Here is a 22,786-nt window from a genome sequence, read left to right as displayed (position 1 = left end):
TAAGTGAAGAATGGAGCAGTGAAGTCGTGCTGAAAAAGACCTCCTCACCCGTGGCAGCCGCCCTGGGTGGGATCACCGTGCTGGCGCTGTCGCTCGGCGGTGTCACCACCGCAACGGCGAGCGAATCGGCCTGGGCGGAACTGGACAACGCCGGCCTGGAATGGGGGCTCAGCGGCGTCTATCAGGACGCTGACGACCGCGGCGCGACCTGCGCGTACTTCTCCGCGGGGAAGCTAGGCGATTTCTCGCCTCGCGTCGGCGATGTCCAGATCCTCAAACGCGGCGCGGACGGAGAAGCGCTTCCCGCGTCGAAGGGCAGCATCTGCGCCCCCGTCGAAGGCGACTCGAACAATCAGCGCGCACTCTTCATGGGCGGTGAAGGCATGCTCAACCGGGCCACGGGCGAGGCGACGGTCTACTGGGAAGGCGCCTTCACCGCCAACGCCTACGCAGGCGCGGTGCCGTGGTGGATCGCGGATCCCGCACTGGAGGTGCGCTCGGACGGGACGGGCGTGCTCACCGCGACGGTCGGGGGCCGGGGCGCATCCTTGAGCGACCCGGACAACGGGTTCGAACTGACACCGCGCTCTGTGACCCTCGCGACCTTCTCGCACGTGAAGGTCGATGAAGAGGGCATCACTTTTGAGCCTGATTTCGTCGGCGTGGACTACTTCCCCCTCGTGACGGCCGGAGCGCCAGAAGGCGGCCGGGATTCGGCGTCTGCGATCGACGACAGCGTGAAGCAGGCCGATGCGGGCTGGGGAGCGTGGCCGACCTCCCTGGTCGATTTCCACTACGAATCGGGCCTGGCCTCGTACTGGCACACGAGCGGAGGCAGCGCCGACGCGCTGAAGGCGCCACTGCCGGTGACCGTGAGCTTCGACACGGATGTCGAGATCGTCGGAACGCCGACAATCATGGCGCAGCCAGAGTCGGCGATCGCGCGGCCCTTCATCGAGGGCAGCACGGTCGAGATCGTCGCGGATGCGGCAGGGGCGGATGCCGTCTTCTGGCAGGAGGCGCCGAGCCCGCAGGGTCCATGGCAGCGCGTGACCGGCGCTGACTCCTCGACGTTGACGATCGCCGACATCGATGCGCGATGGAACGGGAAGTTCGTGCGTTTCGTCGCGCAGAACGCGGCGGGCGAGACGGCGTCTGTCGCCTTCTCGATGTCCACGGTCGCACCGGTCGACGTGACGATCGCGACGCAGCCGCATGTCGCGATCGCGATCGACGGTTCGCGACCGCAGCTGAGGCTTGCGGCGACCGGGACACCGGCGCCCTCGAGCTTCGTGGTGGAGCAGAGCCGTGACGGCGGTGCCACCTGGGCGCACCGGGACGGTGTCGTCGCCAAACGCTGGCAGGACACCACGACGCTCACTCTGGCTCCGGCTGCACTGGACGAATCCGGCACGTTGCTGCGTGTCACAGTGGAGAACAGCATCGGCAGCACTGCCATGACGCACGATGTGCCTTTCGAAGTCGTCGCGGCAACGGGGGAACCGCAGGTCGTCGTCGGTCAGTCGGGGCCGCTCGATCCGACGCAACCGAACACCATCACAGTGACCGGTGCGGGGTACTCCTTCCCCGCGTCGACAGGTATGGGCGCGTACTCCCTTGACGTGCACGTCCTTGCGGATGCGGCATGGCAGCCGGGACAGACGGGCAATGATGATTCGCTCGTCGCCGCGCCCGAGAACCAGTGGGCAGAGCTGTATCACGGGTCGATGCCGGATGGCTCGTTCACCAGCGTGATCGAGATTCCTGCGCACAGTCTCGATGCGACTCAGAACTACGGGGTCGGAACGTTCCTGAAGCTCGGGTCGGTGTGGGGCTTCGGATCGACATTCGACAACCGCTCGGCAGACGCATTCGCACGGATAGTCGTGCAGCCGCCGAGCGACTTCCCCGAGGCTGTTGCGGAGGGCGGACTCGACGATGCGCAGCGAGGCAGCATGACAGCCGAGATCGATGCCGAGCGTGTGCTTGCCGTTGCTCTTCCCGAGCAGCTCCCGGGAACGGGCGCAGCGTTGAGGGCGGTGCCGACCAACGGAGGAGCGGGGTTGCCGCTCGGCTGGATCACTCTGTCGACGGTGCGCGACGCGAAACTGGCGCTTCCCGAGGAACTCGACTCCGGCGAGTACCGCATCACCGCGCAGGGCGTCGACGGTGCGCTGCTTGGCTGGGCGGAGGTGACCGTGCCGACACTGCAGAAGCCAGGTGAGGGAACGGGCGGGCCGGGCTCAGACTCCGGGGCCTCGGGCACCGCGCCGGGGGAAGGCGGCTCGGGCCAGAGCGGCGTGCTCGCGCTGACGGGAGCGAGCCCGTGGCTTGCCTTGCTGCTCGGCGCGGGCCTGTTCGGCGCGGGAGCCAGCGTCGTAGTGCGTGCGCGCGGGCGGGCGACGCGTGAGAGCGTCCCCGCAGACGCTGCCAAGGAGTAAGCAGAGAGGTGGTGCCGGGCCGCGCTCAGGCGTGGGCTCGGCACCGCCGTTTCGCGGAGTGGATAGGCTGGGAGAACTCTGCCGCGGTGCGCAGGGCACCGAATGAGGGAGCGCGAGTTGGACGAGGCAGCAACGGAACCTCGGGGTGTGCGCGGCTACGCGGTCCTGATCGGCATCGGCCTCACGGCGGGGCTCCTCTCCGGACTGTTCGGCGTCGGCGGCGGCACCGTGATCGTGCCGCTTCTCGTGCTGATGCTGGGATTCAACCAGCGTCTCGCCGCCGGAACCTCGTTGGGTGCCATCGTCCCGACCGCGAGCATCGGCGTGCTGTCGTACGCCGCCTCGGATTCGGTCGCCTGGATTCCGGCGCTCCTGCTCGCGGTCGGGGCCGTGGTGGGCGCGCAGATCGGCACGCGGCTGCTGCCGCGGGTGTCGCAGACCGTGCTGCGCTGGATCTTCGTCGGGTTCCTGGTGCTGGTGATCGTCAGCCTGTTCCTCGTGATTCCCTCGCGGGATGCGGTTCTGACCCTCGACTGGCTCTCGGGTTTCGCCCTGGTCGTCGTCGGTGTCCTCACCGGCATCCTGTCGGGCCTGATCGGCGTCGGCGGGGGCATCGTGGTGGTGCCGGTGCTCATGCTCGCCTTCGGAACGAGCGATCTGGTCGCCAAGGGCACCTCGCTGCTCATGATGATCCCGGCCGCGGTGTCGGGGACGATCGGCAACCTGCGCCATCGCAACATCGACCTGGTCGCCGCGGGCGTGGTCGGTCTCTCCGCGTGTGCGACGACCGCGCTGGGCGCGTGGATCGCCACGCTCATCAACCCGGCCGTGGCGAACATGCTGTTCGCGGCATATCTGGTCGTCATCGGAACGCAGTTGGCGCTTCGTGCGATCCGCGACCGCCGCTCCTGATCGCATTCGGAGATGAAGGAATCTTCATCTCCTCCTCATCTGAGCCTCACGAACGCCAGGCACGATAAGAACATGTCCTCCGCACGACGTCTTCTTCTTCCCGGCGCACTCATCGCCGTTCCGGTGGTGTGCGCTGCCGCTGTGATCGCGCTGGCGCAGATCCCGGCTGCTCCGGATCTGCCGACTCGCGTGATCGAGGTTCCGGTCGTGGCGCCGAGCCCGACGCCCACGCGCACTCCCTCCGCTCCGGTGGCTCCTGCGCCCGTCGTGCCGGCCCCCGCGCCGCCGGCCCCGGCCCCCGCCCCCGCCCCACCGGCGGGCGATGACGATGATGACGACAGCGGAGCAGGCGATGACGACTGACGCGACCACCGTGCCCCTGGCCGAGCCCCTCCCGGTCACCGCACCGCTCGCGCCGGCACCCGCGCCCGAGCGGCTGCGGACCCTGCGCACCCGCACCCTGCCCGCCCGCTGGCGGATCACGGCATGGATCATCCTGAGCACGGTCTTCACGATGCTCGCCGTCGGCCTGATCGGTCGAAGCCTCCTTCTCTCGGGGGTCGAGACAGCCGCGAACACCGAGATCGAACAGGAAGCCGCCGAGTTCGTGCGCTTCATCGACACCGGGATCGATGCGGGCACCGATCAGCCGTTCGCCTCGGTCGAGAAGCTGCTCGAGGATTTCGTGGGCCGCCAGTCGGTGCACGAGAACGAGATCCTCGTCGGCGTCGTCGACGGTGAGGTGCTCACGGTCGCGAACGGTGTTGCGCCTGAGGAGAAGCATCCGCTGGACATGACGCCCGGCAGGAAGGTCCCCGCCGAGATGCTGGTACCGGCCGTGCGCGCCGGGGCATCGGAGAACTCGCCGGCCGGCCCCCTCCGCTGGGGGCGCGTGGACTTCACCCTGGGCGAGCGCAGCGGCGCACTCCTGATCGTGCAGCTGACCGGAGACGACCGGAACGCAGTGGAGGAGGGGGTCGCGGCGTTCGCAGGCATCGCCTTCGCGGGCATTCTGCTGAGCTCGGGTGTCGCGTGGCTCGTGGCGGGGCAGATCCTCGCGCCGGTGCGCGCCGTGCACAGGGTGGCGCAGGGCATCAGCGAACACGACTTGACGACCCGCGTGCCCGTCGAGGGCACCGACGACATCGCCGCTGTCGCGACCACCTTCAACCAGATGCTGGATCGCCTGGAGCGCCTGCACGCGACGCAGCAACAGTTCGTGGACGACGCCGGGCACGAGCTGCGCACACCGATCACCGTGGTGCGCGGACAGCTCGAACTGCTCAGCGATGACCCGGAGGAGCGCGCCGAGACGCTGCGCCTCGTGAATGACGAGCTGAGCAGGATGAGTCGGATCGTCACCGATCTTCTGGTGCTCGCACGCGCACAGCAGCCGGACTTCGTGCGCATCGCCGGGTGCGATGTCGCGACGCTCACGCTCGACATCGAGGCGAAGGCACAGGCCCTGGGCGATCGTCGCTGGCAGCTCATGGAAGTCGCGGAAGGAACCGTGCGCCTCGACCCGCAGCGCGTCACCCAGGCTGTTCTCCAACTCGCGGCGAACGCGGTGCAGGTCACGAACGACGGTGACCGCATCCGCATCGGATCGCGCTTCGAGGGCGCTGGTGTGGGTCGTCGCCTGCAGCTCTGGGTGCAGGACACCGGCCCCGGCGTCGCCCCGGACGACGCGGAGCGCATCTTCGAGCGCTTCGTGCGCGGCGGCGCACGTGCCGACACGAGCGGTCCAGCGCCGCGCTCCGGATCCGGGCTGGGCCTCGCCATCGTCCGCGCGATCACGGATGGCCACGGCGGTGCCGCATGGGTCGACAGCGTCCTCGGTGAGGGCGCCACCTTCGGCATCGACCTGCCCGCTCCGGAAACCGAAGCCACGGCTGAGAAGGGGCTCTGAGATGCGACACATCCTCATCGCGGAAGACGACCCGCACATCACCTCCTTCGTACGCCGCGGTCTGCACGCCGCCGGCTACGAGACCTCGGAGGCCGCCGACGGCGAGACGGCGCTGCTGCTCGCACGCAGCGGCATGTTCGATCTCGTCCTGCTCGACATCGGGCTGCGGGGGATGGATGGCTTCTCCGTGCTCTCTCACCTGCGCGGCGAAGGCGTCAGCACGCCCGTGATCATCCTCACCGCTCGCGACTCGGTGATCGACACCGTGCGCGGGCTCGAGAGCGGCGCGAACGACTACGTGACCAAGCCCTTCCAGTTCGCTGAACTCCTGGCCCGCGTGCGGCTGCGCATCGGCGACGGCGAACAGCGCAGCACCGGACCTGTGCTCTCGCACGGCGACCTCACGGTCGACATCCGCGCGCGCCGCGTCACCGTCGGCGGAGTCGCCGCCGACCTCACGAGCCGTGAGTTCGCGCTGCTGGAGGTCTTCGTCGAGAACGCGACGCAGGTGCTGTCGCGCGATCAGCTCATCGGGCACGTGTGGGGGATGGACTTCGACCCGGCATCCAACGTCGTCGACGTGTACGTGCGGGCGCTGCGCGCGAAGATCGGCTCCGAGCGCATCGAGACCGTGCGCGGAGCAGGGTACAGACTGCGATGAGCACCGCCACTCGCACTCGCTACGCGACGACACCTCCGGGTTTCGCAGCATCCGCCCCGCGTGCCCCGCGCCGACACCCGAGCACAGGGCGGATCGTCTCGCTCGCCCTCGTGCTCGCGTCGGCGGCCGTGCTCGTGCTGTTCGCGGCACAGGGCAGCGCCTCCGCGATGACCGGGGCGCCCCTGTCGACCACCGGCGCCCTCACGATCAGCGTCTTCCTCCTCGCCGTGTGGGCCTGGATCGCCACGCCGCTCGATGACACTCTTGTTGCGCTTCTCGCTGCGCTTGCACTCATCGCGGTCGGCGCGCTGCCGTCAACGACGTTCTTCGCTGCACTCGGAGACGAGACGATCTGGTTGCTCATCGGCGCGTTCATCATCGCCGCCGCGGTCAACGCCTCGGGCCTCGCGCTCCGCGGCGCCGCGCAGCTCGTGCGCCATGCGCGCACCCCGCGGGCGCTGTTCCATCTCGCGACCGTCGCGCTCACTCTCACCACCTTCGCCGTCCCGGCCACCTCGGGGCGCGCAGCCCTCGCGGTTCCCGTGTACGCGGCGCTCGCCGCGGCGATCGCCGGACGCGCCGGCCTCATCCGTGCGCTCGCCCTGCTGTTCCCGACCGTGATCCTGCTCTCGGCCGTCGGCTCGCTCCTCGGCGCCGGTGCCCACATCATCACGGGACAGATCGTCGGGGCCGCCACCGGACAGGAGTTCACCTTCCTCAGCTGGCTGTGGTTCGGTCTTCCGCTGGCGATCCTCTCGTCGCACATCGCCTGCGAGATCGTACTCATGCGGTTCACGTCGCTCGCCGAGCGCCGCACCGCACTGTCGATCTCGCTCGGCGACCTCGCCGCCACAGTCCCCACGCCTGTGCAGGGTCCGCTCACCGCCATCGAGAGGCGCGCGCTCCTGCTGCTCGTCGGCGCGATCGCCCTGTGGTGCACCGAGCCGTGGCACGGGATCTCGCCCGCGCTCGTCGCGCTGATCGGTGCCGTTGCGGCGGTCACACCTGGAATCGGATGCACCTCCATGGCAGCGGCCGTGAAGACGGTGCCCTGGAACCTCCTGCTGTTCCTCGCGGCAACGCTCGCGCTCGCCGCAGCGCTCACCTCGTCCGGGGCAGCGACGTGGATCGGGCGGGCAGCGCTCGCGCCCCTCACCGGGCTCGGCGAGGCAGGAGCGATCGCGTTCGTGCTCGCCGTCGTCGCCGTCTCGCTCGGCGCGCACCTGCTGATCCCCTCGCGGTCGGCGCGCTCTGCGGCTCTCATCCCTGTTGTCGTCGCCCTCGCGCCAAGTGTCGGCGTCGACCCGATGGCCGCCGCCTTCGCCTCGACGGCTGCGGCAGGTTTCTGCCACACCCTGACGAGCTCTGCGAAGCCGGTGGCGATGTTCGCTGATCCCCAGATCGCGCCCGGCGGATTCCGCGCGGCTGATCTGCGACGCCTCTCGGCGCTGCTGGCTCCGACGATGTTCGTGCTCGTGTGCACGTTCACCTTCTTCATCTGGCCGTCGATGGGGATGCCCCTGTTGCGCTGACGCGCGACGTCTCGCGCCGCATCCGCCCCCCTTCGCAACTTCACCATCCGGGTCGTGCCCGGTACTCGTCGTGCCCGCAGACGGGCACAAAAGGAGGAACCATGTCCATGCAGATCCCTCAGCGCATCGTCGTCGCCCCGAGTGGCTTCAAGGAGAGCCTCGACGCGGCCGGCGTCGCCCGCGCGATCGCCGCTGGCGTGCGCCGGGTCATTCCCGGTGTGCAGGTGGATGAGTTTCCGGTTCCAGACGGCGGCGAGGGAACCGCGGAGGCCCTCGCCACGGCCACGGGCGGCACGCTCGTTCCGGCCCGCGTCACGGGGCCCGTCGGGGAGGAGGTACTGGCGCATTGGGCGCGCCTGGGCGGAACCGCCGTCGGAACTGCTGTCGTGGAGATGGCCACCGCAGGAGGGCTGCGCCTCGTGCCCCGCGATCGTCGTGATCCCGGCGCCACGACGACGTACGGCGTCGGACAGCTGATCGCCGCGGCGCTCGACGACGGCGCCACGCGCATCATCGTCGGATGCGGGGATTCGGGAACCAGCGACGGAGGCGCGGGAGCGCTCCAGGCGCTGGGCGCACGGATCCTCGATCGCGACGGTGCGGAGATCCCGCACGGCGGACGCCACCTGCGCGATGCCGCGCGCCTCGATCTCGCAGGGCTGCACCCCCGTATCGGCGAGGCGGAGATCGTCCTCGCGTGCAATGTGCACAACGTGCTGTGCGGACCGCGCGGCGTCGCGCGCGTCTTCGGGCCGCAGAAGGGAGCGAGTCCGGTCGACGTCGAAGAGCTCTCGGATGCGCTCGACGTCTGGGCGGATCTGCTCGAGCGGCAGACGCCTCACGGCGGGCTCATGGACGTGCGGACCGGCGCGGGGACCGGGGCATCCGGTGGGTTGGGCGCCGGACTCGCCGCTGTCCTGGGTGCCCGACTGGCACCGCGCTTCGAGGTCCTTCTCGACGGTGATCTGCTGCCCGCGTCCCTCGACGAGCTGATGGCGGCCGCGGATCTCGTCATCACCGCTGAGGGCGCGATCGACTTCCAGACGCCTCGGGGCAAGGTGCCGGCGGAGGTCGCTCTGCGCGCTCGCGTCGCCGGCGTCCCGGTGCTGGGTATCGCCGGATCCCTGGGGGAGGGCGCGCCTGCCGTCCACGACATCGGAATCGCCGCGATCGCATCGATCCTCACTGTGCCCATGCGTCTCGAACACGCGGTCGAGCAGGGCGAGGAGCTGCTGCGCGACGCGGCCGAGCGCAGCATGCGGCTCGTCCTGTTGGGAGCGGCGATGTCCGCGCGTCCCGCGGCGTGAGCCATCCGCGCAACGGGAAATAACCCGGCGCGCGGAGGAGCGACACAGGCACCCCTCGGTAGGATCGAGGGGTGCCTGTGAACAGCGAACTCGTCGGCCGGACGTTCCCGCCGACCCCGTCCTACCTCGTCGGACGAGAGAAGGTGCGCGAGTTCGCGCGCGCCGTCTTCGCCGACGCCCCTCAGCACTTCGACGTCGCCGCAGCGCAGTCGCTCGGGTACGCCGATGTCGTCGCCCCGCCGACTTTTGCGATGGTCATCCAAGACCTCACGCTGCAGCAGCTTCTGGGCGAAGCGGACTCCGGCATCGTGCTCGCCCGCACGATCCACGCCGAGCAGAAGTTCGCGTACACGCGGCCGATCGTCGCGGGCGACGAACTCAGCGCGCAGCTGCGGGTCACGGGCATCCGCACGATGGCGGGCAACGCCATGATCACCAGCGAAGCCGAGATCACGGATGCTGCGGGCGCACACGTCGTCACAGCGACCTCCGTGCTGCTCGTGGGGGAGGACTCCGAATGACCCTCGTCGTGGGCGACGTGATCGCCGAGCGCACCGTGCACCTGACCCGCGAATCGCTCGTGCGCTATGCAGGAGCATCCGGAGACTTCAACCCCATCCACTACCGCGACGATGTCGCGGCCGCCGTGGGTCTCCCCGGCGTGCTCGCGCACGGGATGCTGACGATGGGCATCGCCTCTTCGGTCGTCGTGTCCGCGCTGCCGGGCACAGCACGTGTTCTCGATTACGGCGTGCGCTTCACGCGTCCTGTCGTCGTCGACCCGGAGACGGGTGCCGACGTGACGATCAGCGCCAAGGTCGCCGCAGCAGATGACGAGGCCGTGCGCATCGACCTGACCGTGAAGTTCGCCGAGGCGACCGTGCTCGTCAAAGCGCAGCTGCGCGTCGCCGCCGACTCGCTCGCCTGACGGCGGGCCGGAGACACCATGCCTGAGATCGAGCCGCTTCCGCTCGCGTCGCTGACCACGCTGCAGACCGGCGCGGCGCCGACCCGCATGATCGAGGCGCACACGATGGCCGAGCTTGTCGATGCTCTCCGCGAGGTGTGGGCTGATGGCGACGAGTGGTTTGTGCTCGGGGGCGGGTCCAACCTCTTCATCGGAGATGAGCCGTTCGAGGGCACGGTCATCCGTGTGCTGACATCGGGCATCGAGAAGCTGCCGTCTCCGCACGAGGGCCGAACGCGACTGCGTGTGCAGGCCGGACACAACTGGGATGACTTCGTCGCCTTTACCGTCGCGGAGGGGCTTGCGGGCGTCGAGGCGATGTCGGGCATCCCTGGCACGGTGGGTGCTGCGCCGGTGCAGAACGTGGGCGCCTATGGGCAGGAGATCCAGGAGACGCTGGTCGAGGTCGAGTGGATCGACCAGGCCACGGGTGACGTCACGACTGCTGAGGCATCCGAACTGGGTCTCGGTTTCCGCACCTCCGTGCTCAAGCACCACTACGGTGACGTGCCACAGCGCCGTGCGGTGATCCTGTCGGTGACGCTCGATCTCGCTGAGGTCGGTGAGGCAGGCCGCCAGGTGCAGGGAGCGCAGCTGCGCCGTGCGCTGCAGCTGGAGGGGGACGACCCCGTTCCGCTGGCATGGGTGCGCGAGCAGATCCTCGCGACGCGCGCCGCCAAGGGGATGCTGCTGAACCCGGCGGATGCGGATACGCGCAGTGCCGGGTCCTTCTTCCAGAACGCGATCGTCTCGGAGGCCTTCGCTCGCACGCTTCCGCCGGAGTGCCCGCGCTGGCCGGTCACGCCCGACCTCGATGCCGTGACCGTGATTCCGCTGGAGCGCTTCGACGGATATGTCCCGGCGCCCGTGCCGGTGGAGAAAGAGGTCAAGGTCAGTGCCGCATGGCTGATCGAGCAGGCGGGAATCCGCAAGGGGTTCCGTCTGCCGCGCTCGCGTGCGAGCATCTCCACCAAGCATGCGCTGGCACTCACGAACCGTGGTGGCGCCACCGCCGAAGAGGTCGCTGAGCTCGCACGTTTCGTGCAGGGGCGTGTCCAGGCGGAGTTTGGACTCGTCTTGCAGCCGGAGCCGGTGCTCGTCGGCGTCGCCCTCTAGTTTCACCATCGCCGTCCGGATACGATGACGCGATGACCGGTCTCATGCCGTACCTGTCCTTCCCCGGTAACGCGGGAGAAGCGCTCGAGTTCTATCAGGACGTCTTCGGCGGGCAGCTGTCGCTGTTCACCTACGAGCAGTTCCAGCGCACGGACGGCCCGCCCGACATGATCGCGCACGGCGAGCTTGCAGGTCCGGTGCGGCTGTGCGGATCGGATGCCGGGCCGGACGATGACGCCGTGCACATGCTCGGTATGAGCTTCGCGCTGCTCGGCACCGCAGAGCCGCAGATCCTCACGGAGTGGTTCGACCAGCTCGCCGAAGACGGCACAGTGCTGGACCCGCTGCAGAAGCGCCCCTGGGGTGCGCACGACGGACAGGTGCGCGACCGCTACGGCGTGCGCTGGCTCATCGGCTACGAACGCTGAACGACGACGAAGGCCCCGGCATCCAGGATGCCGGGGCCTTCGCCGTCACGCTCAGGAGAAGAGGCGCTGCAGGCGCTGCACGCCCTCGAGCAGCTGGTCGTCACCCAGCGCGTACGACATGCGGATGTAGCCGGACGGGCCGAAGGCCTCGCCGGGAACGACGGCGACCTCGGCCTGCTCCAGGATGAGGTCTGCCAGTTCGAGCGACGTCGTCGGCGTCACGCCGCCCCAGGTGCGGTTCAGGAGGCCCTGCACGTCGGGGTAGACGTAGAAGGCGCCGAGCGGATTCGGGACGACCATTCCGTCGATCTTCGACAGCTCCGAGACGATGAGGCGGCGTCGGCGGTCGAAGGCCTCGCGCATCTGCTCGGCCTCGGTCTGCGGGCCGTTGAGCGCGGCGATCGCGGCCTTCTGGGCGACGTTGTTGACGTTGCTGGACAGGTGCGACTGCAGGTTGCCGGCGACCTTGATCGCATCGGCGGGCCCGACCATCCAGCCCACACGCCATCCGGTCATCGCGTAGGTCTTGGCGACGCCGTTGACAAGAAGGGTCTGCCCTGCGAGCGCAGGGACGGCCTCGACGATCGACGTGGCCTTGACGCCCTCGTAGGTGAGGTTCTGGTAGATCTCGTCCGAGATGACCCAGATGCCGTGCTCCAGAGCCCACTGGCCGATCGCCGCGGTCTCCTCCGCCGTGTAGACGGATCCGGTCGGGTTGGAGGGCGAGACGAAGACGAGCACCGTCGTGCGCGCGGTGCGTGCAGCCTCGAGCTGCGCGACGGTGACCTTGTACTCCTGGTCGGCGCCGGCGAAGACCTCGACCGGGATTCCGTCAGCAAGGCGGATCGCCTCGGGGTAGGTGGTCCAGTACGGGGCGGGAAGGAGGACCTCGTCGCCCGGGTTCACGACAGCCTGGAACGCCTGGTAGACGGCCTGCTTACCGCCGTTGGTGACGATGACCTGGTTCGGCGAGACCTCAAGCCCGGAGTCGCGCAGCGTCTTTGCGGCGATGGCTTCGCGGAGCGCGGGAAGCCCGGCTGCAGGGGTGTAACGGTAGCTGGCCGGGTCGGCGAGAGCCTCCGCTGCGGCGTCCACGATGAACTGCGGCGTCGAGAAGTCGGGCTCGCCGGCGGCGTAGGAGATGATCGCCTTGCCTTCGGCCTTCAAGGCCTTGGCCTTGGCGTCAACCTTGAGCGTCGCCGACTCGGCGATGGCGGAGAGTTTGCGGGAGAGAGGAGCGCGTTCGGTCACGCTTCTGAGCGTACTCGGATGCCTCGGGCACGCGCACCCTGTGTGGCAACGCTCCGGGTGCGGAATTGCTCAGGGCGAAGCATCCGCACAATTTCTCAGACGTTGGTACTCAGTGTCGCGTATGCTGATCCTCAGTTTCATCCGATGATGTGCGAGGAGCTTCCCATGGCCGCCGACACCCCCTATGCCCCGCCCGTATCCGACTACGCCTTCCTCTACGGCGAGGCATTCGGGCTCGACCTGGTGGCGCGCGCGTCGGGCGGCGAGCTGACCGCGCAGGATGCCGCCGAGATCGTTGCCGGCGCCGGAGAGTTCGCCGCGTCCGTCCTCGCTCCTCTCGAAACGATCGGTGACCGCGAAGGCGCGCAGCTCATCGACGGCGAGGTGCGCCTGCCCGCGGGCTTTGCCGAGGCCTACCAGGCGCTCGTGGAATCCGGATGGATCACGGCAGAGGCCCCGGCCTCCGCAGGCGGCGACGGTCTACCCGAGTCCGTTCGCGCCGGACTCGGCGAGATCTGGAACGCCTCGAACGCCGCCTTTGCACTCTGCTGGCTGCTGACGGCCGGGCAGATCCACGCGCTCGATGCCGTTGCATCGCCTGAGATGCGTGAGAAGTTCCTCACGAAGCTCGTGAGTGGCGAGTGGACCGGCACCATGAACCTCACCGAGCCGGACGCCGGCACCGACCTCGGCGCGATCCGCACGATCGCGACGCCGAACGACGACGGCAGCTGGTCGATCAGCGGTCAGAAGATCTTCATCACCTGGGGCGACCACGACGTCGCCGAGAACATCCTGCACCTCGTGCTCGCGCGCACGCCGGGAGCGCCAGACGGGGCGAAGGGGCTGTCGCTCTTCGTCGTACCGCGCAACCACGTCGCCGAGGACGGCACGGTGGGCGAACGCAACGGCGTGACGACGGTTGCACTCGAACACAAGCTCGGCATCCACGCGAGCCCCACCTGTGTACTCGCCTACGAAGGTGCCACCGGGTACCTCGCAGGTGAGCTGCACGGTGGGCTCGCCGGCATGTTCGTCATGATGAACTCTGCGCGCGCAGGCATGGGATTCCAGGCGACCGGCATCTCGGACCGTGCCTACCAGCAGGCGCTCGCGTACGCGGAGTCGCGTCTGCAGGGACCGGTCATCGGGCGGCCTGCGGGCACGCCGATCGCGCAGCATCCTGATGTGCAGCGGATGCTGCTGTCGATGTCGAGCCGCATCTACGCGATGCGCGCGCTCGGCGTCTTCACCGGCGACCTCTTCGACCGGGCCGCGACCGACGGCACCGGCGCGCTGGCAGAGTTCTTCGTGCCGATCCTCAAGGGATGGGCGACCGAGGACGCGCTGCTCGTCACCTCGGACGCGATCCAGGTGCACGGCGGGATGGGCTTCATCGAGGAGACCGGTGTCGCGCAGCACTACCGCGACGCGCGGATCATGCCGATCTACGAGGGCACCACGGCGATCCAATCGAACGACCTCGTCGGGCGCAAGGTGATCCGCGACCAGGGGGCAACGGCCGACGCCCTGTTCGCGCAGATCGACGAGACGATCGCGCAGCTGCGCGGGCTCGACGCGCCCGTTGCTGTGCGTACCGCCGAGCGACTCGAGCGCGCGGTGGCCGCTTCCCGTCGCGCGACCGCCGACCTGATCGGCTTCGCCGGATCACCCCGCGATGTCTACGCGGTGAGTGTTCCGTACCTCATGCTGCTGGGCACGCTCGCCGGCGGCTGGATGCACGGCTTCGCGGTCGTCGCGACGCTGGCGTCCGCGGAACCGGATGCAGCGCGCCTGACCGCCGCGGACTTCTACGGCGCCCACCACTTGCCGCGGGTGCACGCGCTGGCCGAGACGGTTGCGGCGGGGGAGATCGCCTAGGGCTTCACCGACGGTGGGACGGCGCAGAAGTCGGCGAAGCGCCGGGTGGGCTGCGCCGGATCTGTGACGTCAACGATGGCGGATGCTGCGGTGTACGGGCGCTCGTCGCCTGCGACCAGCCACAGCGTGTGGTGCCATAGGCCGCGGATCTCGGGCGTCAGCAGTGCGGTGTCGCCGGAGATGAGGGTGGTCGCGTCGGGCCGCTCGGCGCGGAACGGTTCGACGACCTCGGCGCGAAGCTCCGCTTCGTCGCGACCATCCGCGGTGATCTGACGAGTGTCGATGCCCTGGCGTTCCATGGCGTCGGCGAGGTGCGAAGCGAAGACGCGGGAGCGATCCGCGTCGATGCTCGCGACCGCGAGCAGCCGCGCCCCGCGCGGGTAGTTGTGCACGAACTCACGCACGAGGTCGTCGTAGAGCGCAGAGGCTTCTGAGGTCATCCCGTCAGCGTACGCTCGCTCCTCACCGAGGCGACCGGTGTTTCCGCCCCGGCGCGGAGGAGCGCGGCGAGCGCTGCGGCCGCGGCGGGCACAAGAGTGTCGTCGAGGTTGCCGTATCCAAGCACGAGCGCTTCGGGGCGGCGGCTGACATCCTCGTACCGTCGCAGCGGCGTGAGCGCGAGACCGTGATCGCGACCGCGCCGCGCGAGCTCTGAGGCATCGACTCCCACGGGCAGCTCCAGCAGGAGGTGCATCCCTGCCGCGATCCCTGAGAGCGACGCGTCGGGAAGCTCGGTTCGAAGCGCGTCGAGTAGCGCCGCGCGGCGCCGGCGGAACCGGGTCCGCGCGGCGCGCAGGTGGCGTTCGAGGTCGCCCCGCACGAGGAAGTGCGCGAGCGCCGCCTGGTCGATGAGCGACGGCATCGCCGGGGAGTGCGCGGGATCCAGTCCCTGGGGGAGCACCATCCAGCCCAGGCCCAGCGCCGGCGAGACCGACTTCGACAGCGAGCCGATCAGCGCGACACGGTCGGGCGCAAGACGCTGCAGTGCGGCGATGGGCCTCCGGTCGTAGCGGAACTCCGCGTCGTAGTCGTCTTCGATGATCAGTCCGTCCACCGCGTGCGCCCACGCGATGACCTGCTCGCGTCGCGCGGGAGACAGCGCCGCACCGACGGGGAACTGGTGCGCCGGGGTGAGCAGTGCAACCCGCGCGCCGGTGCGGGCGGATGCGGCGGCGAGCGCATCGACGTCGATACCGTCGTCGTCCACGGGGATCGGGATCGTGCGCAACCCGTGGGTCTGCGCGATGTCGCGAAGGCGAGGCCAACTCGGGTCTTCGACGAGGATCGCGCGATGCCCCCGGCGTCGCAGCTCTCGTACCAGGATGCTCATGCCGTCCGACGCGCCGTGCGTGATCACGACACGATCGGAGGGCGTAGCGACGTGGCGAGAGCGCCCGAGATAGTCGCTGACGGCACGACGCGTGGGTGCGTAGCCACCGGGGTGCGCGGCGGCGAGGTCCCGGTCGGGCATCGTCGTGAGCGCTGCCTTCAGCGCGGAACCCCAGCGCGCACGAGGAGTCGCCCGCAGGTCGGGGAGTCCAGGGCGGAGGTCGAAGCGCGCGTCGGGGGGAGCTGTCGTCGGCGCCGGGTGGTCCACGGGGGGAGAGTGCGACAGCATCCGCTCCGCAAGCGCTGTCGCGGCGACGCGTGTGACGGAACCAGCACGGGCGTCGAGCACGCCCTCCGCGACGAGCTGCCCGTATGTCTCGGTGATGACCCACCGGGAGACGCCGAGGTTCTCGGCCAGGGTACGGCTCGGCGGAAGGGCGGAACCGGGAGCCACGCGGCCATCAGCGATGGCGCGGCGCAGTGCGTGCTCGACGCGTTCACGGAGCGGCGCGGGAGCGTCGGTGTGCGCGATGTCGAGCAGCGTCTCCCACGCCAGAATTGGTCTGGTCTTCTGCATCCTGATTGGAGTGTAGTCCCGTACCGAAATCCTTCTAGCGTGTGAGCGAACATCCTGAAAGGACCACCGATGCAGTACCGCACCCTCTCCAACGGGCAGACCGCTTTCGACGTCTCCACCCTGTGTCTCGGGACGATGAACTTCGGCACCACGACCGCGCCCGATGTCGCCCGCGCCATCCTCGACCGCTTCGTCGACGCGGGTGGCACCTTCATCGACACGGCCAACAACTACAGCCTCGGTAACGGAGGAACCGGTCGTGACAGCGAGGATCTGCTCGGCGCGTGGATGGCCGACCGTGGCATCCGGGACTCGCTGCGCATCGCGACCAAGCTGGGCGCCGCGCAGAAAGACCCGACGAAGCCCATCTCCAGCACCCCGCCCACGAACTTCGAGGGACTCTCCGCTGAGGTCATCCGCCGGCAGGCGTCGCAGAGCGCGCGCCACCTCGGCATCGACCACATCGACGTGCTCTACGGGCATGTCGATGATCGTGACGTCGCGCTCGCCGAGACCGTCGAGGCGTTCGGCGAACTGCAGCGCGAAGGGCTTATCGGCATCGCGGGCATCTCGAACGTGGCGACGTGGCGTGTGGTCGAGGCGCGGGAGGAAGCGCGTCGGCAGGGCGTCGCTCCGTACGGTGTCGTGCAGCAGCAGTACAGCTACCTGCACCCGGCGCCCAGGGTCGGACGCAACAACTTCGCTACGCCGGGGCTGCTTGACTATGCGGCATCCACGGGCACGGACGACCGCCCCCAGCTCGCGGTGACCGTGTACTCACCGCTGCATCAGGGTGCGATCGCGCGTCTCGACAAGCCGTTGTGGGGCGGGGTCGACCATCCGACGAGCCGGGTGCGCCGGACACTGCTGCACGAGGTGGCATCCGATCTCGGCGTGACCCCGAACCAGGTCGCGCTCGCGTGGCTGCTGGGTGCGGAAGTGCCCGTGATTCCGGTGGTCGGGGTGTCGAGCGTGGCGCAGCTGGATGAGGCGCTGGGCGCCGCAGACCTCGTGCTGGATGGGGAGGTGCTCGCCCGCCTGGACGCCGAGCCTGTCGATCCCTAGCCCCGCACGCACTCGAGTGGTCAGCTTCGACAGTCCGAAACTGACCACTCGATGTGCACCTCAGGCGTCGAGGTAGCGGTTGTAGGCGCCGAGCGTCAGGAACGCGGGGAACTCATCCTGCAGAGCCACCTCGCGGAAGATCGCCGCTGCGTCGTCGAAGCGGTCACCCTCCCGGCGCGGAGCCTCTGCGAGCACCTCGGCGATCAGCCCTTCGACGTACTCGACGGTGATGCGGTCGCCCTCGTCGGTCGAGCGATCCTGGTGGATCCACTGCCACACCTGCGAGCGGCTGATCTCGGCGGTCGCCGCATCCTCCATGAGGTTGTCGATCGCCACGGCGCCCAGGCCCTGCAGCCAGGCCTCCAGGTAGCGGATGGCCACCGAGACGTTGTCGCGCACACCGCGTGCGGTGATCGGGCGGCCGATCTGCAGATCCAGCAGATCCTCGGCTCGCACCTGCACGTCGTCGCGCTGGCGGTCGACCTGGTTCGGCCGGTCGCCGAGCACGGCGTCGAACTCTGCCTGCGCAGCCGGAATCAGGTCGGGGTGCGCAACCCAGGTGCCGTCGAAGCCGTCTCCGGCCTCGCGCTTCTTGTCGGCGGCGACCTTCTCCAGCGCACGCTGCGTCACTTCGGGGTCCCGGCGGTTCGGGATGAAGGCGCTCATGCCGCCGATCGCGAAGGCGCCGCGCTTGTGGCACGTCTTCACGAGCAGCTCGGTATAGGCCCGCATGAACGGCACCGTCATCGTGACCTCGCTGCGGTCAGGGAGCACGAAGCGTGCGCCGCGACCGCGGTAGGTCTTGATGATCGAGAAGATGTAGTCCCAGCGTCCGGCGTTCAGACCCGCACAGTGATCGCGCAGCTCGTAGAGAATCTCCTCCATCTCGAACGCGGCGGGCAGCGTCTCGATCAGCACGGTCGCGCGGATCGTGCCATGCGGGATGCCCGCGTACTCCTCGGCGAAGGTGAAGATGTCATCCCACAGCTTCGCCTCGTCCGCAGACTCCAGCTTCGCGATGTAGAAGTAGGGTCCGCGGCCTGCATCGATGAGTGCCTGCGCGTTGTGGAAGAAGTAGAGGCCGAAATCGACGAGAGAGCCGGATGCCGCCATGGGTCGTCCGGTGCGGTCGATGAAGCGGATGTGCTTCTCGGTCAGGTGCCATCCGCGCGGGCGCATCACGATCGTCGGTGTGCGCTCGGCGGTCACCCGGTACTCCTTGCCCTCTGGTGAGGTGAAGGAGAGCTCGCCGCGGATCGCGTCGCGCAGCGACAGCTGACCCTCGATGACGTTCTTCCAGGTGGGGCTCGTGGCGTCCTCCTGGTCGGCGAGCCAGACGCGGGCGCCCGAGTTGAGCGCGTTGATCGTCATCTTCGGGTCGGTCGGACCGGTGATCTCGACGCGCCGGTCTTCGAGCCCGGGCCCGGCTCCGGCGACCCGCCAGTTCTCATCCGCGCGAATGTGGGCCGTGTCGTCGCGGAACTGCGGGTCGTGCCCGTTGCCGATCTCGAAGCGGCGGCGCATGCGGTCGGCGAGCCGGTCGTGCCTACGGTGCCCGAAGCGGTGGTGCAGCTCGGTGAGGAACGCGATGGCCTCGGCGGTGAGGATCTCGTCGTAGCGCTCGCGCAGGGGGCCCGTGATCTCGATCGCGGGACCCTGCTGGGTCAGGGTGGTCGGAGTCGTCGGCGGTGCCGTGGGTGTGGTCATGATCGGTGTCCTTTGCGGAGAAGTCTTCTTAGTGGAACTGCGCGGCTTCGGTGGAGCCGGCCAGGGCGAGGGTTGCACTCTCAGGGTTGAGCGCCGTGGAGATGACGTCGAAGTAGCCGGTGCCCGCCTCGCGCTGGTGCTTGGTGGCGGTGTATCCGGATGCCTCGGCGGCGAACTCTGCTTCCTGCAGCTCGACGTACGCGCTCATGGCGCGTTCGGCGTAGCCGCGGGCGAGGTCGAACATCGAGTAGTTCAGGGCGTGGAAGCCTGCGAGGGTGATGAACTGGAACTTGTAGCCCAGGTCGGCCAGCTCCTGCTGGAACGTGGCGATCTCGGCATCCGAGAGGTGGCGCTTCCAGTTGAAGCTCGGCGAGCAGTTGTAGGCGAGCAGCTTGCCCGGGTACTGCGCGTGGATAGCCGCGGCGAACGCGCGGGCGAGCTCGATGTCCGGCTCTCCCGTCTCGACCCAGAGCAGGTCTGCGTAGGGGGCGAAGGCGAGGCCGCGGCTGATGACCGCGTCAAGGCCCGGGCGGATGCGGTAGAACCCCTCGCTCGTGCGTTCGCCGGTCGTGAAGGCCTGGTCGCGCTCGTCGACGTCGCTCGTGAGCAGATCGGCCGCGAGAGCATCCGTGCGGGCGATGATGACGGTCGGCACACCAGCGACGTCGGCGGCGAGGCGCGCGGCATTCAGCGTGCGGATGTGCTGCTGCGTCGGAACGAGCACCTTGCCGCCCAGGTGGCCACACTTCTTCTCGCTCGCGAGCTGGTCCTCCCAGTGGATGCCTGCGGCACCCGACTGGATGAGCGACTGCGCGAGCTCGTAGGCGTTGAGCGGTCCGCCGAAACCGGCCTCGGCATCGGCGACGATCGGTGCGAGCCAGTCCTGCGTGACCTCGCCCTCGGCGTGCTCGAGCTGGTCCTGGCGGATGAGTGCGTTGTTGATGCGACGCACGACGGCGGGCACAGAGTTGGCCGGGTACAGCGACTGGTCGGGGTAGGTCTGACCGGCGAGGTTGCCGTCGGCGGCGACCTGCCAGCCGGAGAGGTAGATCGCCTTGAGTCCGGCGCGGACCTGCTGTACGGCCTGTCCGCCCGTGTAGGCGCCGAGCGCCCGGATGTAGTCCTCGGTGTGCAGGAGGTTCCAGAGGTTCTCTGCGCCGCGGGCGGCCAGGGTGGATGCTTCGCGCACCGATCCGCGGATCCGGATGACGTCTTCGGCGGTGAAGGTGCGCTCGACCCCGCTCCAGCGCGGGTCGGTGTCCCAGATCTCCTGCAGTTCGGCGGCGGTCTGCGTCTGGTCGCCGTGGCGGAGGCCGGTGGGGGTGGGCTGGATGCTCATGGTGTTCTCCTCGGAAGGGGCTGTTCGTGTGTCGGCGGCGGTGCCGGTGATGCGATGCCGGTGGAGTTGTGTGCGGGGTTACCGCGGTGGCTTGCATCCACTGTGTGTGAAGATTCCGTCCGCACTGTGCCAATTTCGGGGTGAAGTTTGATGAAACTTCTGCTTTTGTGACAGAATCGCGGCCATGACGCTCATCGATGAGACAGAAGAAGCGGACGCCCTCACGATCGGCCGGCGCATCCGGCAGCTGCGCACCGCGCGCGCGATCACGCTCGAAGAGCTCGCTTCGACGGTCGATCGCGCGCCCAGTCAGCTCTCGATGATCGAGACGGGCAAGCGTGAGCCGAAGCTCACCCTGCTGCAGGCCATCGCCCGCGCGCTGGGCGTCACGGTCGACGCGCTGCTGGAGGGCGAACCTCTCGATGAGCGCAGCACCGCAGAGATCTCCCTCGAACGGGCGATGAAGGGGCAGACGTTCCAGGCGCTCGGGATCGAGCCCTTCCGGATCGCGAAGACCGTTCCGACCGAGATGCTGCGCGCCCTGCTGGCGATGCACGGCGAGATCGAGCGCCTGCGCGATGAGCGTGCGGCAACGCCGGAGGAGGCGCGTCGCGCCAACGTGGAGCTGCGCGACCTGATGCGCCGGCAGGACAACTACTTCGCAGACCTCGAACGCGAGGCATCCGCGATCCTTGAAGCCATCCAGCACCCCGGCGGTCCGCTCACCCAGAGATCCGCCTCAGAGATCGCCGCTCATCTCGGCTTCACGTTGCACTATGCCTCCGATCTGCCGCAGACCACGCGCAGTGTCGCCGACCTCGAGAACGGACGCCTGTACCTTTCCTCCAGCGTGCCCGCGAAGGGTGATGCGCGCACCGCGGTGTTGCAGGCGCTCGCGAGTCGCATCCTGGGGCATGCCGAACCGCGCAGCTATGCCGAGTTCCTGCGCCAGCGCGTGGAGACGAACTACCTCACCGGTGCACTCCTTGTGCCGGAAGGCCATGTCGTGCCGTTCCTGCAGGACGCGAAGGCGCGGCGGGCGATCTCGATCGAAGACCTGCGCGACGCGTACTCGGTCTCCTACGAGACGGCCGCGCACCGCTTCACGAACCTGGCGACCCAGCACCTGGGCATCCCCGTGCACTTCCTCAAGGTGCACGAATCCGGCACCATCACCAAGGCCTACGAGAACGACGACGTGAACTTCCCGACCGACCGTCTCGGATCGATCGAGGGGCAGATGTGCTGCCGGCGCTGGACGAGCCGCGTCGTGTTCGACGTCGAGGACCGCTTCAACCCGTACTACCAATACACCGACACCGGCAATGGCACCTACTGGTGCACGGCCCGCGTCGAAGCGTCGAGCGAGGGCCTGCACTCCGTGAGCGTGGGTGTGCGCTTCGACGACACCCGCTGGTTCATCGGTCGCGACACGACCGAGCGCTCCGTCTCGAAGCACTCCGTCGAGGCCTGCTGCCGACGGGCGCCCGCCGCGCTGGAGGAGCGCTGGCGACAGAGCTCCTGGCCGAACGTGCGCACCCCGCGCACGCTGCTCGCGACCCTGCCGACCGGGTCGTTCCCCGGCGTCGACACGACCGACGTCTACGAGTTCCTGGAGGCGCACGCGCCGCGGTGATCTACACCGCGTTCCAGCGCAGGCGGGTCTGCCCCTCGATGAGGCGGCGGGTGTGGTCGTCTCCCGCGATCGGGAACAGGGTCACGAGCAGCGGCTGCATGCCGCTCCGTGGCGCGACGGCATAGGCGAGCGGCCGCACGCCCTCGCGTTCTTCTCCGAGTCCGACCTGCGTCATTCGACCGTCGATCGCCGACAGCCATCCCCATTCGGCGGTGCTCAGGATGTCGGATGCCGCGGCGTCCGCCCGTGCGAGGAGCGTCTCGTCTCCGGCCCAGGGAATGAAGTGATCGGCTGCAAGCGTGAGTGCGCGCGCGAACTGCCCGTCAAGCCAGCGATCCCGTTTCATTCCGTAGGGGGTGGGTGTGAGCGATAGCAGATACCCGTAGCAATGAAGGAGCCCCGCGTTGCCGATGGGCCACGCGGAGGGAAGGCCAGCGAGGGTGTGCAGCGCCTCGAAGGCGGCTCTGTCGAGCACGGCCGCGCCGATGTTCTCGTCGATCACGGTCGAGCGACCCCAGTGCGCGAAACGACCGGACGCGCGGTCGTCTTCGATGCTCTGTGTGAGCCAGGGCAGTGCATGCAGTGCGGTCGTCGCGGCGTCAGCGTCGGTCTGTGAGACCTCGTGCGCGACGGCGATCAGGTCGTCCAGTTCGGCCATGGCCTCACCCTACGTCACCGCTGTGATCGGGGTGCCCGCAAGAGTTCATCGGGCGTTCACGCCGCGTGGG

The 22,786-nt window shown here is 68.9% G+C and carries 20 protein-coding genes; 14 read left to right on the top strand and 6 right to left on the bottom strand.

Going from position 1 to position 22,786, the window contains the following annotated elements:
* Nucleotides 1-26 precede the first annotated feature (26 nt).
* The 11 genes from AC1REM_RS15705 to AC1REM_RS15655 all read left to right on the top strand — a co-directional run bounded on the left by AC1REM_RS15705 (nucleotide 27) and on the right by AC1REM_RS15655 (nucleotide 11,273).
* Nucleotides 27-2,441 carry a hypothetical protein gene (locus AC1REM_RS15705; RefSeq protein WP_492515455.1) on the top strand — a complete coding sequence of 805 codons (2,415 nt, stop codon included), beginning with the start codon at nucleotides 27-29 and terminating at the stop codon, nucleotides 2,439-2,441.
* A 117-nt stretch (nucleotides 2,442-2,558) separates the two neighbouring features.
* Nucleotides 2,559-3,353, top strand: a complete 795-nt coding sequence (locus tag AC1REM_RS15700) for a sulfite exporter TauE/SafE family protein (RefSeq protein ID WP_492515454.1) — start codon at nucleotides 2,559-2,561, stop codon at nucleotides 3,351-3,353.
* A 72-nt stretch (nucleotides 3,354-3,425) separates the two neighbouring features.
* A complete protein-coding gene (locus AC1REM_RS15695; protein ID WP_492515453.1) occupies nucleotides 3,426-3,716 on the top strand; it encodes a hypothetical protein in 291 nt (96 codons plus the stop codon).
* Complete coding sequence (locus AC1REM_RS15690) at nucleotides 3,706-5,262, top strand: sensor histidine kinase (RefSeq protein WP_492515452.1); 1,557 nt, start codon at nucleotides 3,706-3,708, stop codon at nucleotides 5,260-5,262. The genes AC1REM_RS15695 and AC1REM_RS15690 overlap by 11 nt, the downstream gene beginning before the upstream one ends.
* A 1-nt stretch (nucleotide 5,263) precedes the next feature.
* The gene (locus AC1REM_RS15685; RefSeq protein WP_492515451.1) at nucleotides 5,264-5,923 is read left to right on the top strand and encodes a response regulator transcription factor; all 660 of its coding nucleotides are present in this window, start codon (nucleotides 5,264-5,266) and stop codon (nucleotides 5,921-5,923) included.
* Nucleotides 5,920-7,455: an SLC13 family permease gene (locus AC1REM_RS15680; protein WP_492515450.1), complete on the top strand. Its 1,536-nt coding sequence runs from the start codon at nucleotides 5,920-5,922 to the stop codon at nucleotides 7,453-7,455. Before AC1REM_RS15685 ends, AC1REM_RS15680 begins: the two co-directional genes overlap by 4 nt.
* Nucleotides 7,456-7,556: 101 nt before the next feature.
* A complete protein-coding gene (locus AC1REM_RS15675) occupies nucleotides 7,557-8,762 on the top strand; it encodes a glycerate kinase family protein (RefSeq protein WP_492515449.1) in 1,206 nt (401 codons plus the stop codon).
* 71 nt (nucleotides 8,763-8,833) lie between these two features.
* Nucleotides 8,834-9,283, top strand: a complete 450-nt coding sequence (locus tag AC1REM_RS15670; RefSeq protein ID WP_492515448.1) for an FAS1-like dehydratase domain-containing protein — start codon at nucleotides 8,834-8,836, stop codon at nucleotides 9,281-9,283.
* On the top strand, nucleotides 9,280-9,690 hold the full coding sequence (locus tag AC1REM_RS15665; RefSeq protein ID WP_492515447.1) for a MaoC/PaaZ C-terminal domain-containing protein: 411 nt from the start codon (nucleotides 9,280-9,282) through the stop codon (nucleotides 9,688-9,690). The genes AC1REM_RS15670 and AC1REM_RS15665 overlap by 4 nt, the downstream gene beginning before the upstream one ends.
* An 18-nt stretch (nucleotides 9,691-9,708) precedes the next feature.
* Complete coding sequence (locus AC1REM_RS15660) at nucleotides 9,709-10,845, top strand: UDP-N-acetylmuramate dehydrogenase (RefSeq protein ID WP_492515446.1); 1,137 nt, start codon at nucleotides 9,709-9,711, stop codon at nucleotides 10,843-10,845.
* Nucleotides 10,846-10,877: 32 nt separating this feature from the next.
* Complete coding sequence (locus AC1REM_RS15655) at nucleotides 10,878-11,273, top strand: VOC family protein (protein WP_454127291.1); 396 nt, start codon at nucleotides 10,878-10,880, stop codon at nucleotides 11,271-11,273.
* A gap of 51 nt (nucleotides 11,274-11,324) precedes the next feature.
* On the opposite strand, the gene AC1REM_RS15650 is transcribed toward AC1REM_RS15655, so the two are convergent.
* On the bottom strand, nucleotides 11,325-12,524 hold the full coding sequence (locus AC1REM_RS15650; protein WP_492515445.1) for a pyridoxal phosphate-dependent aminotransferase: 1,200 nt from the start codon (nucleotides 12,522-12,524) through the stop codon (nucleotides 11,325-11,327).
* A 165-nt stretch (nucleotides 12,525-12,689) separates the two neighbouring features.
* Here AC1REM_RS15650 and AC1REM_RS15645 point away from each other — a divergent pair, with 165 nt between their 5' ends.
* Entirely contained in the window at nucleotides 12,690-14,405 is a 1,716-nt protein-coding gene (locus AC1REM_RS15645) for an acyl-CoA dehydrogenase family protein (RefSeq protein ID WP_492515444.1), read from the top strand.
* On the opposite strand, the gene AC1REM_RS15640 is transcribed toward AC1REM_RS15645, so the two are convergent.
* Both AC1REM_RS15640 and pdxR read right to left on the bottom strand, forming a co-directional pair.
* Entirely contained in the window at nucleotides 14,402-14,845 is a 444-nt protein-coding gene (locus AC1REM_RS15640) for a hypothetical protein (RefSeq protein WP_492515443.1), read from the bottom strand. The genes AC1REM_RS15645 and AC1REM_RS15640 overlap by 4 nt on opposite strands.
* Nucleotides 14,842-16,311 carry a MocR-like pyridoxine biosynthesis transcription factor PdxR gene (pdxR, locus tag AC1REM_RS15635; protein ID WP_492515442.1) on the bottom strand — a complete coding sequence of 490 codons (1,470 nt, stop codon included), beginning with the start codon at nucleotides 16,309-16,311 and terminating at the stop codon, nucleotides 14,842-14,844. The genes AC1REM_RS15640 and pdxR overlap by 4 nt, the downstream gene beginning before the upstream one ends.
* A gap of 69 nt (nucleotides 16,312-16,380) precedes the next feature.
* Here pdxR and AC1REM_RS15630 point away from each other — a divergent pair, with 69 nt between their 5' ends.
* On the top strand, nucleotides 16,381-17,376 hold the full coding sequence (locus tag AC1REM_RS15630; RefSeq protein WP_492515441.1) for an aldo/keto reductase: 996 nt from the start codon (nucleotides 16,381-16,383) through the stop codon (nucleotides 17,374-17,376).
* Between the two features lie 60 nt (nucleotides 17,377-17,436).
* On the opposite strand, the gene aceB is transcribed toward AC1REM_RS15630, so the two are convergent.
* Together aceB and aceA are read right to left on the bottom strand one after the other, a co-directional pair.
* Entirely contained in the window at nucleotides 17,437-19,083 is a 1,647-nt protein-coding gene (gene aceB, locus AC1REM_RS15625) for a malate synthase A (RefSeq protein WP_492515440.1), read from the bottom strand.
* A 28-nt stretch (nucleotides 19,084-19,111) separates the two neighbouring features.
* Nucleotides 19,112-20,422 carry an isocitrate lyase gene (aceA, locus tag AC1REM_RS15620; protein ID WP_492515439.1) on the bottom strand — a complete coding sequence of 437 codons (1,311 nt, stop codon included), beginning with the start codon at nucleotides 20,420-20,422 and terminating at the stop codon, nucleotides 19,112-19,114.
* Between the two features lie 184 nt (nucleotides 20,423-20,606).
* Between aceA and AC1REM_RS15615 the strand changes: the two genes are divergently transcribed.
* Nucleotides 20,607-22,058 (top strand): helix-turn-helix domain-containing protein, encoded by a 1,452-nt coding sequence (locus AC1REM_RS15615; protein ID WP_492515438.1) that lies wholly within the window; start codon nucleotides 20,607-20,609, stop codon nucleotides 22,056-22,058.
* A gap of 1 nt (nucleotide 22,059) precedes the next feature.
* Here AC1REM_RS15615 and AC1REM_RS15610 read toward each other — a convergent pair whose 3' ends face one another.
* Nucleotides 22,060-22,716, bottom strand: coding sequence for an amino acid deaminase (locus tag AC1REM_RS15610; protein ID WP_492515437.1), 657 nt, complete (start codon nucleotides 22,714-22,716; stop codon nucleotides 22,060-22,062).
* Nucleotides 22,717-22,786 lie beyond the last annotated feature (70 nt).

The organism is Microbacterium sp. GW823-FHT02G05 (genome assembly GCF_058797175.1).
Note: the sequence above shows the minus strand (reverse complement) of the source record. Positions and strands in the feature narration are given on the sequence as shown.

Coding starts and splice junctions, on each gene's coding strand:
- AC1REM_RS15695 (WP_492515453.1), top strand. CDS start 3,426: ATGTCCTCCGCACGACGTCTTCTTCTTCCCGGCGCACTCATCGCCGTT.
- AC1REM_RS15690 (WP_492515452.1), top strand. CDS start 3,706: ATGACGACTGACGCGACCACCGTGCCCCTGGCCGAGCCCCTCCCGGTC.
- AC1REM_RS15685 (WP_492515451.1), top strand. CDS start 5,264: ATGCGACACATCCTCATCGCGGAAGACGACCCGCACATCACCTCCTTC.
- AC1REM_RS15680 (WP_492515450.1), top strand. CDS start 5,920: ATGAGCACCGCCACTCGCACTCGCTACGCGACGACACCTCCGGGTTTC.
- AC1REM_RS15675 (WP_492515449.1), top strand. CDS start 7,557: ATGTCCATGCAGATCCCTCAGCGCATCGTCGTCGCCCCGAGTGGCTTC.
- AC1REM_RS15665 (WP_492515447.1), top strand. CDS start 9,280: ATGACCCTCGTCGTGGGCGACGTGATCGCCGAGCGCACCGTGCACCTG.
- AC1REM_RS15660 (WP_492515446.1), top strand. CDS start 9,709: ATGCCTGAGATCGAGCCGCTTCCGCTCGCGTCGCTGACCACGCTGCAG.
- AC1REM_RS15655 (WP_454127291.1), top strand. CDS start 10,878: ATGACCGGTCTCATGCCGTACCTGTCCTTCCCCGGTAACGCGGGAGAA.
- AC1REM_RS15645 (WP_492515444.1), top strand. CDS start 12,690: ATGGCCGCCGACACCCCCTATGCCCCGCCCGTATCCGACTACGCCTTC.
- AC1REM_RS15640 (WP_492515443.1), bottom strand. CDS start 14,845: ATGACCTCAGAAGCCTCTGCGCTCTACGACGACCTCGTGCGTGAGTTC.
- pdxR (WP_492515442.1), bottom strand. CDS start 16,311: ATGCAGAAGACCAGACCAATTCTGGCGTGGGAGACGCTGCTCGACATC.
- AC1REM_RS15630 (WP_492515441.1), top strand. CDS start 16,381: ATGCAGTACCGCACCCTCTCCAACGGGCAGACCGCTTTCGACGTCTCC.
- aceB (WP_492515440.1), bottom strand. CDS start 19,083: ATGACCACACCCACGGCACCGCCGACGACTCCGACCACCCTGACCCAG.
- aceA (WP_492515439.1), bottom strand. CDS start 20,422: ATGAGCATCCAGCCCACCCCCACCGGCCTCCGCCACGGCGACCAGACG.
- AC1REM_RS15615 (WP_492515438.1), top strand. CDS start 20,607: ATGACGCTCATCGATGAGACAGAAGAAGCGGACGCCCTCACGATCGGC.
- AC1REM_RS15610 (WP_492515437.1), bottom strand. CDS start 22,716: ATGGCCGAACTGGACGACCTGATCGCCGTCGCGCACGAGGTCTCACAG.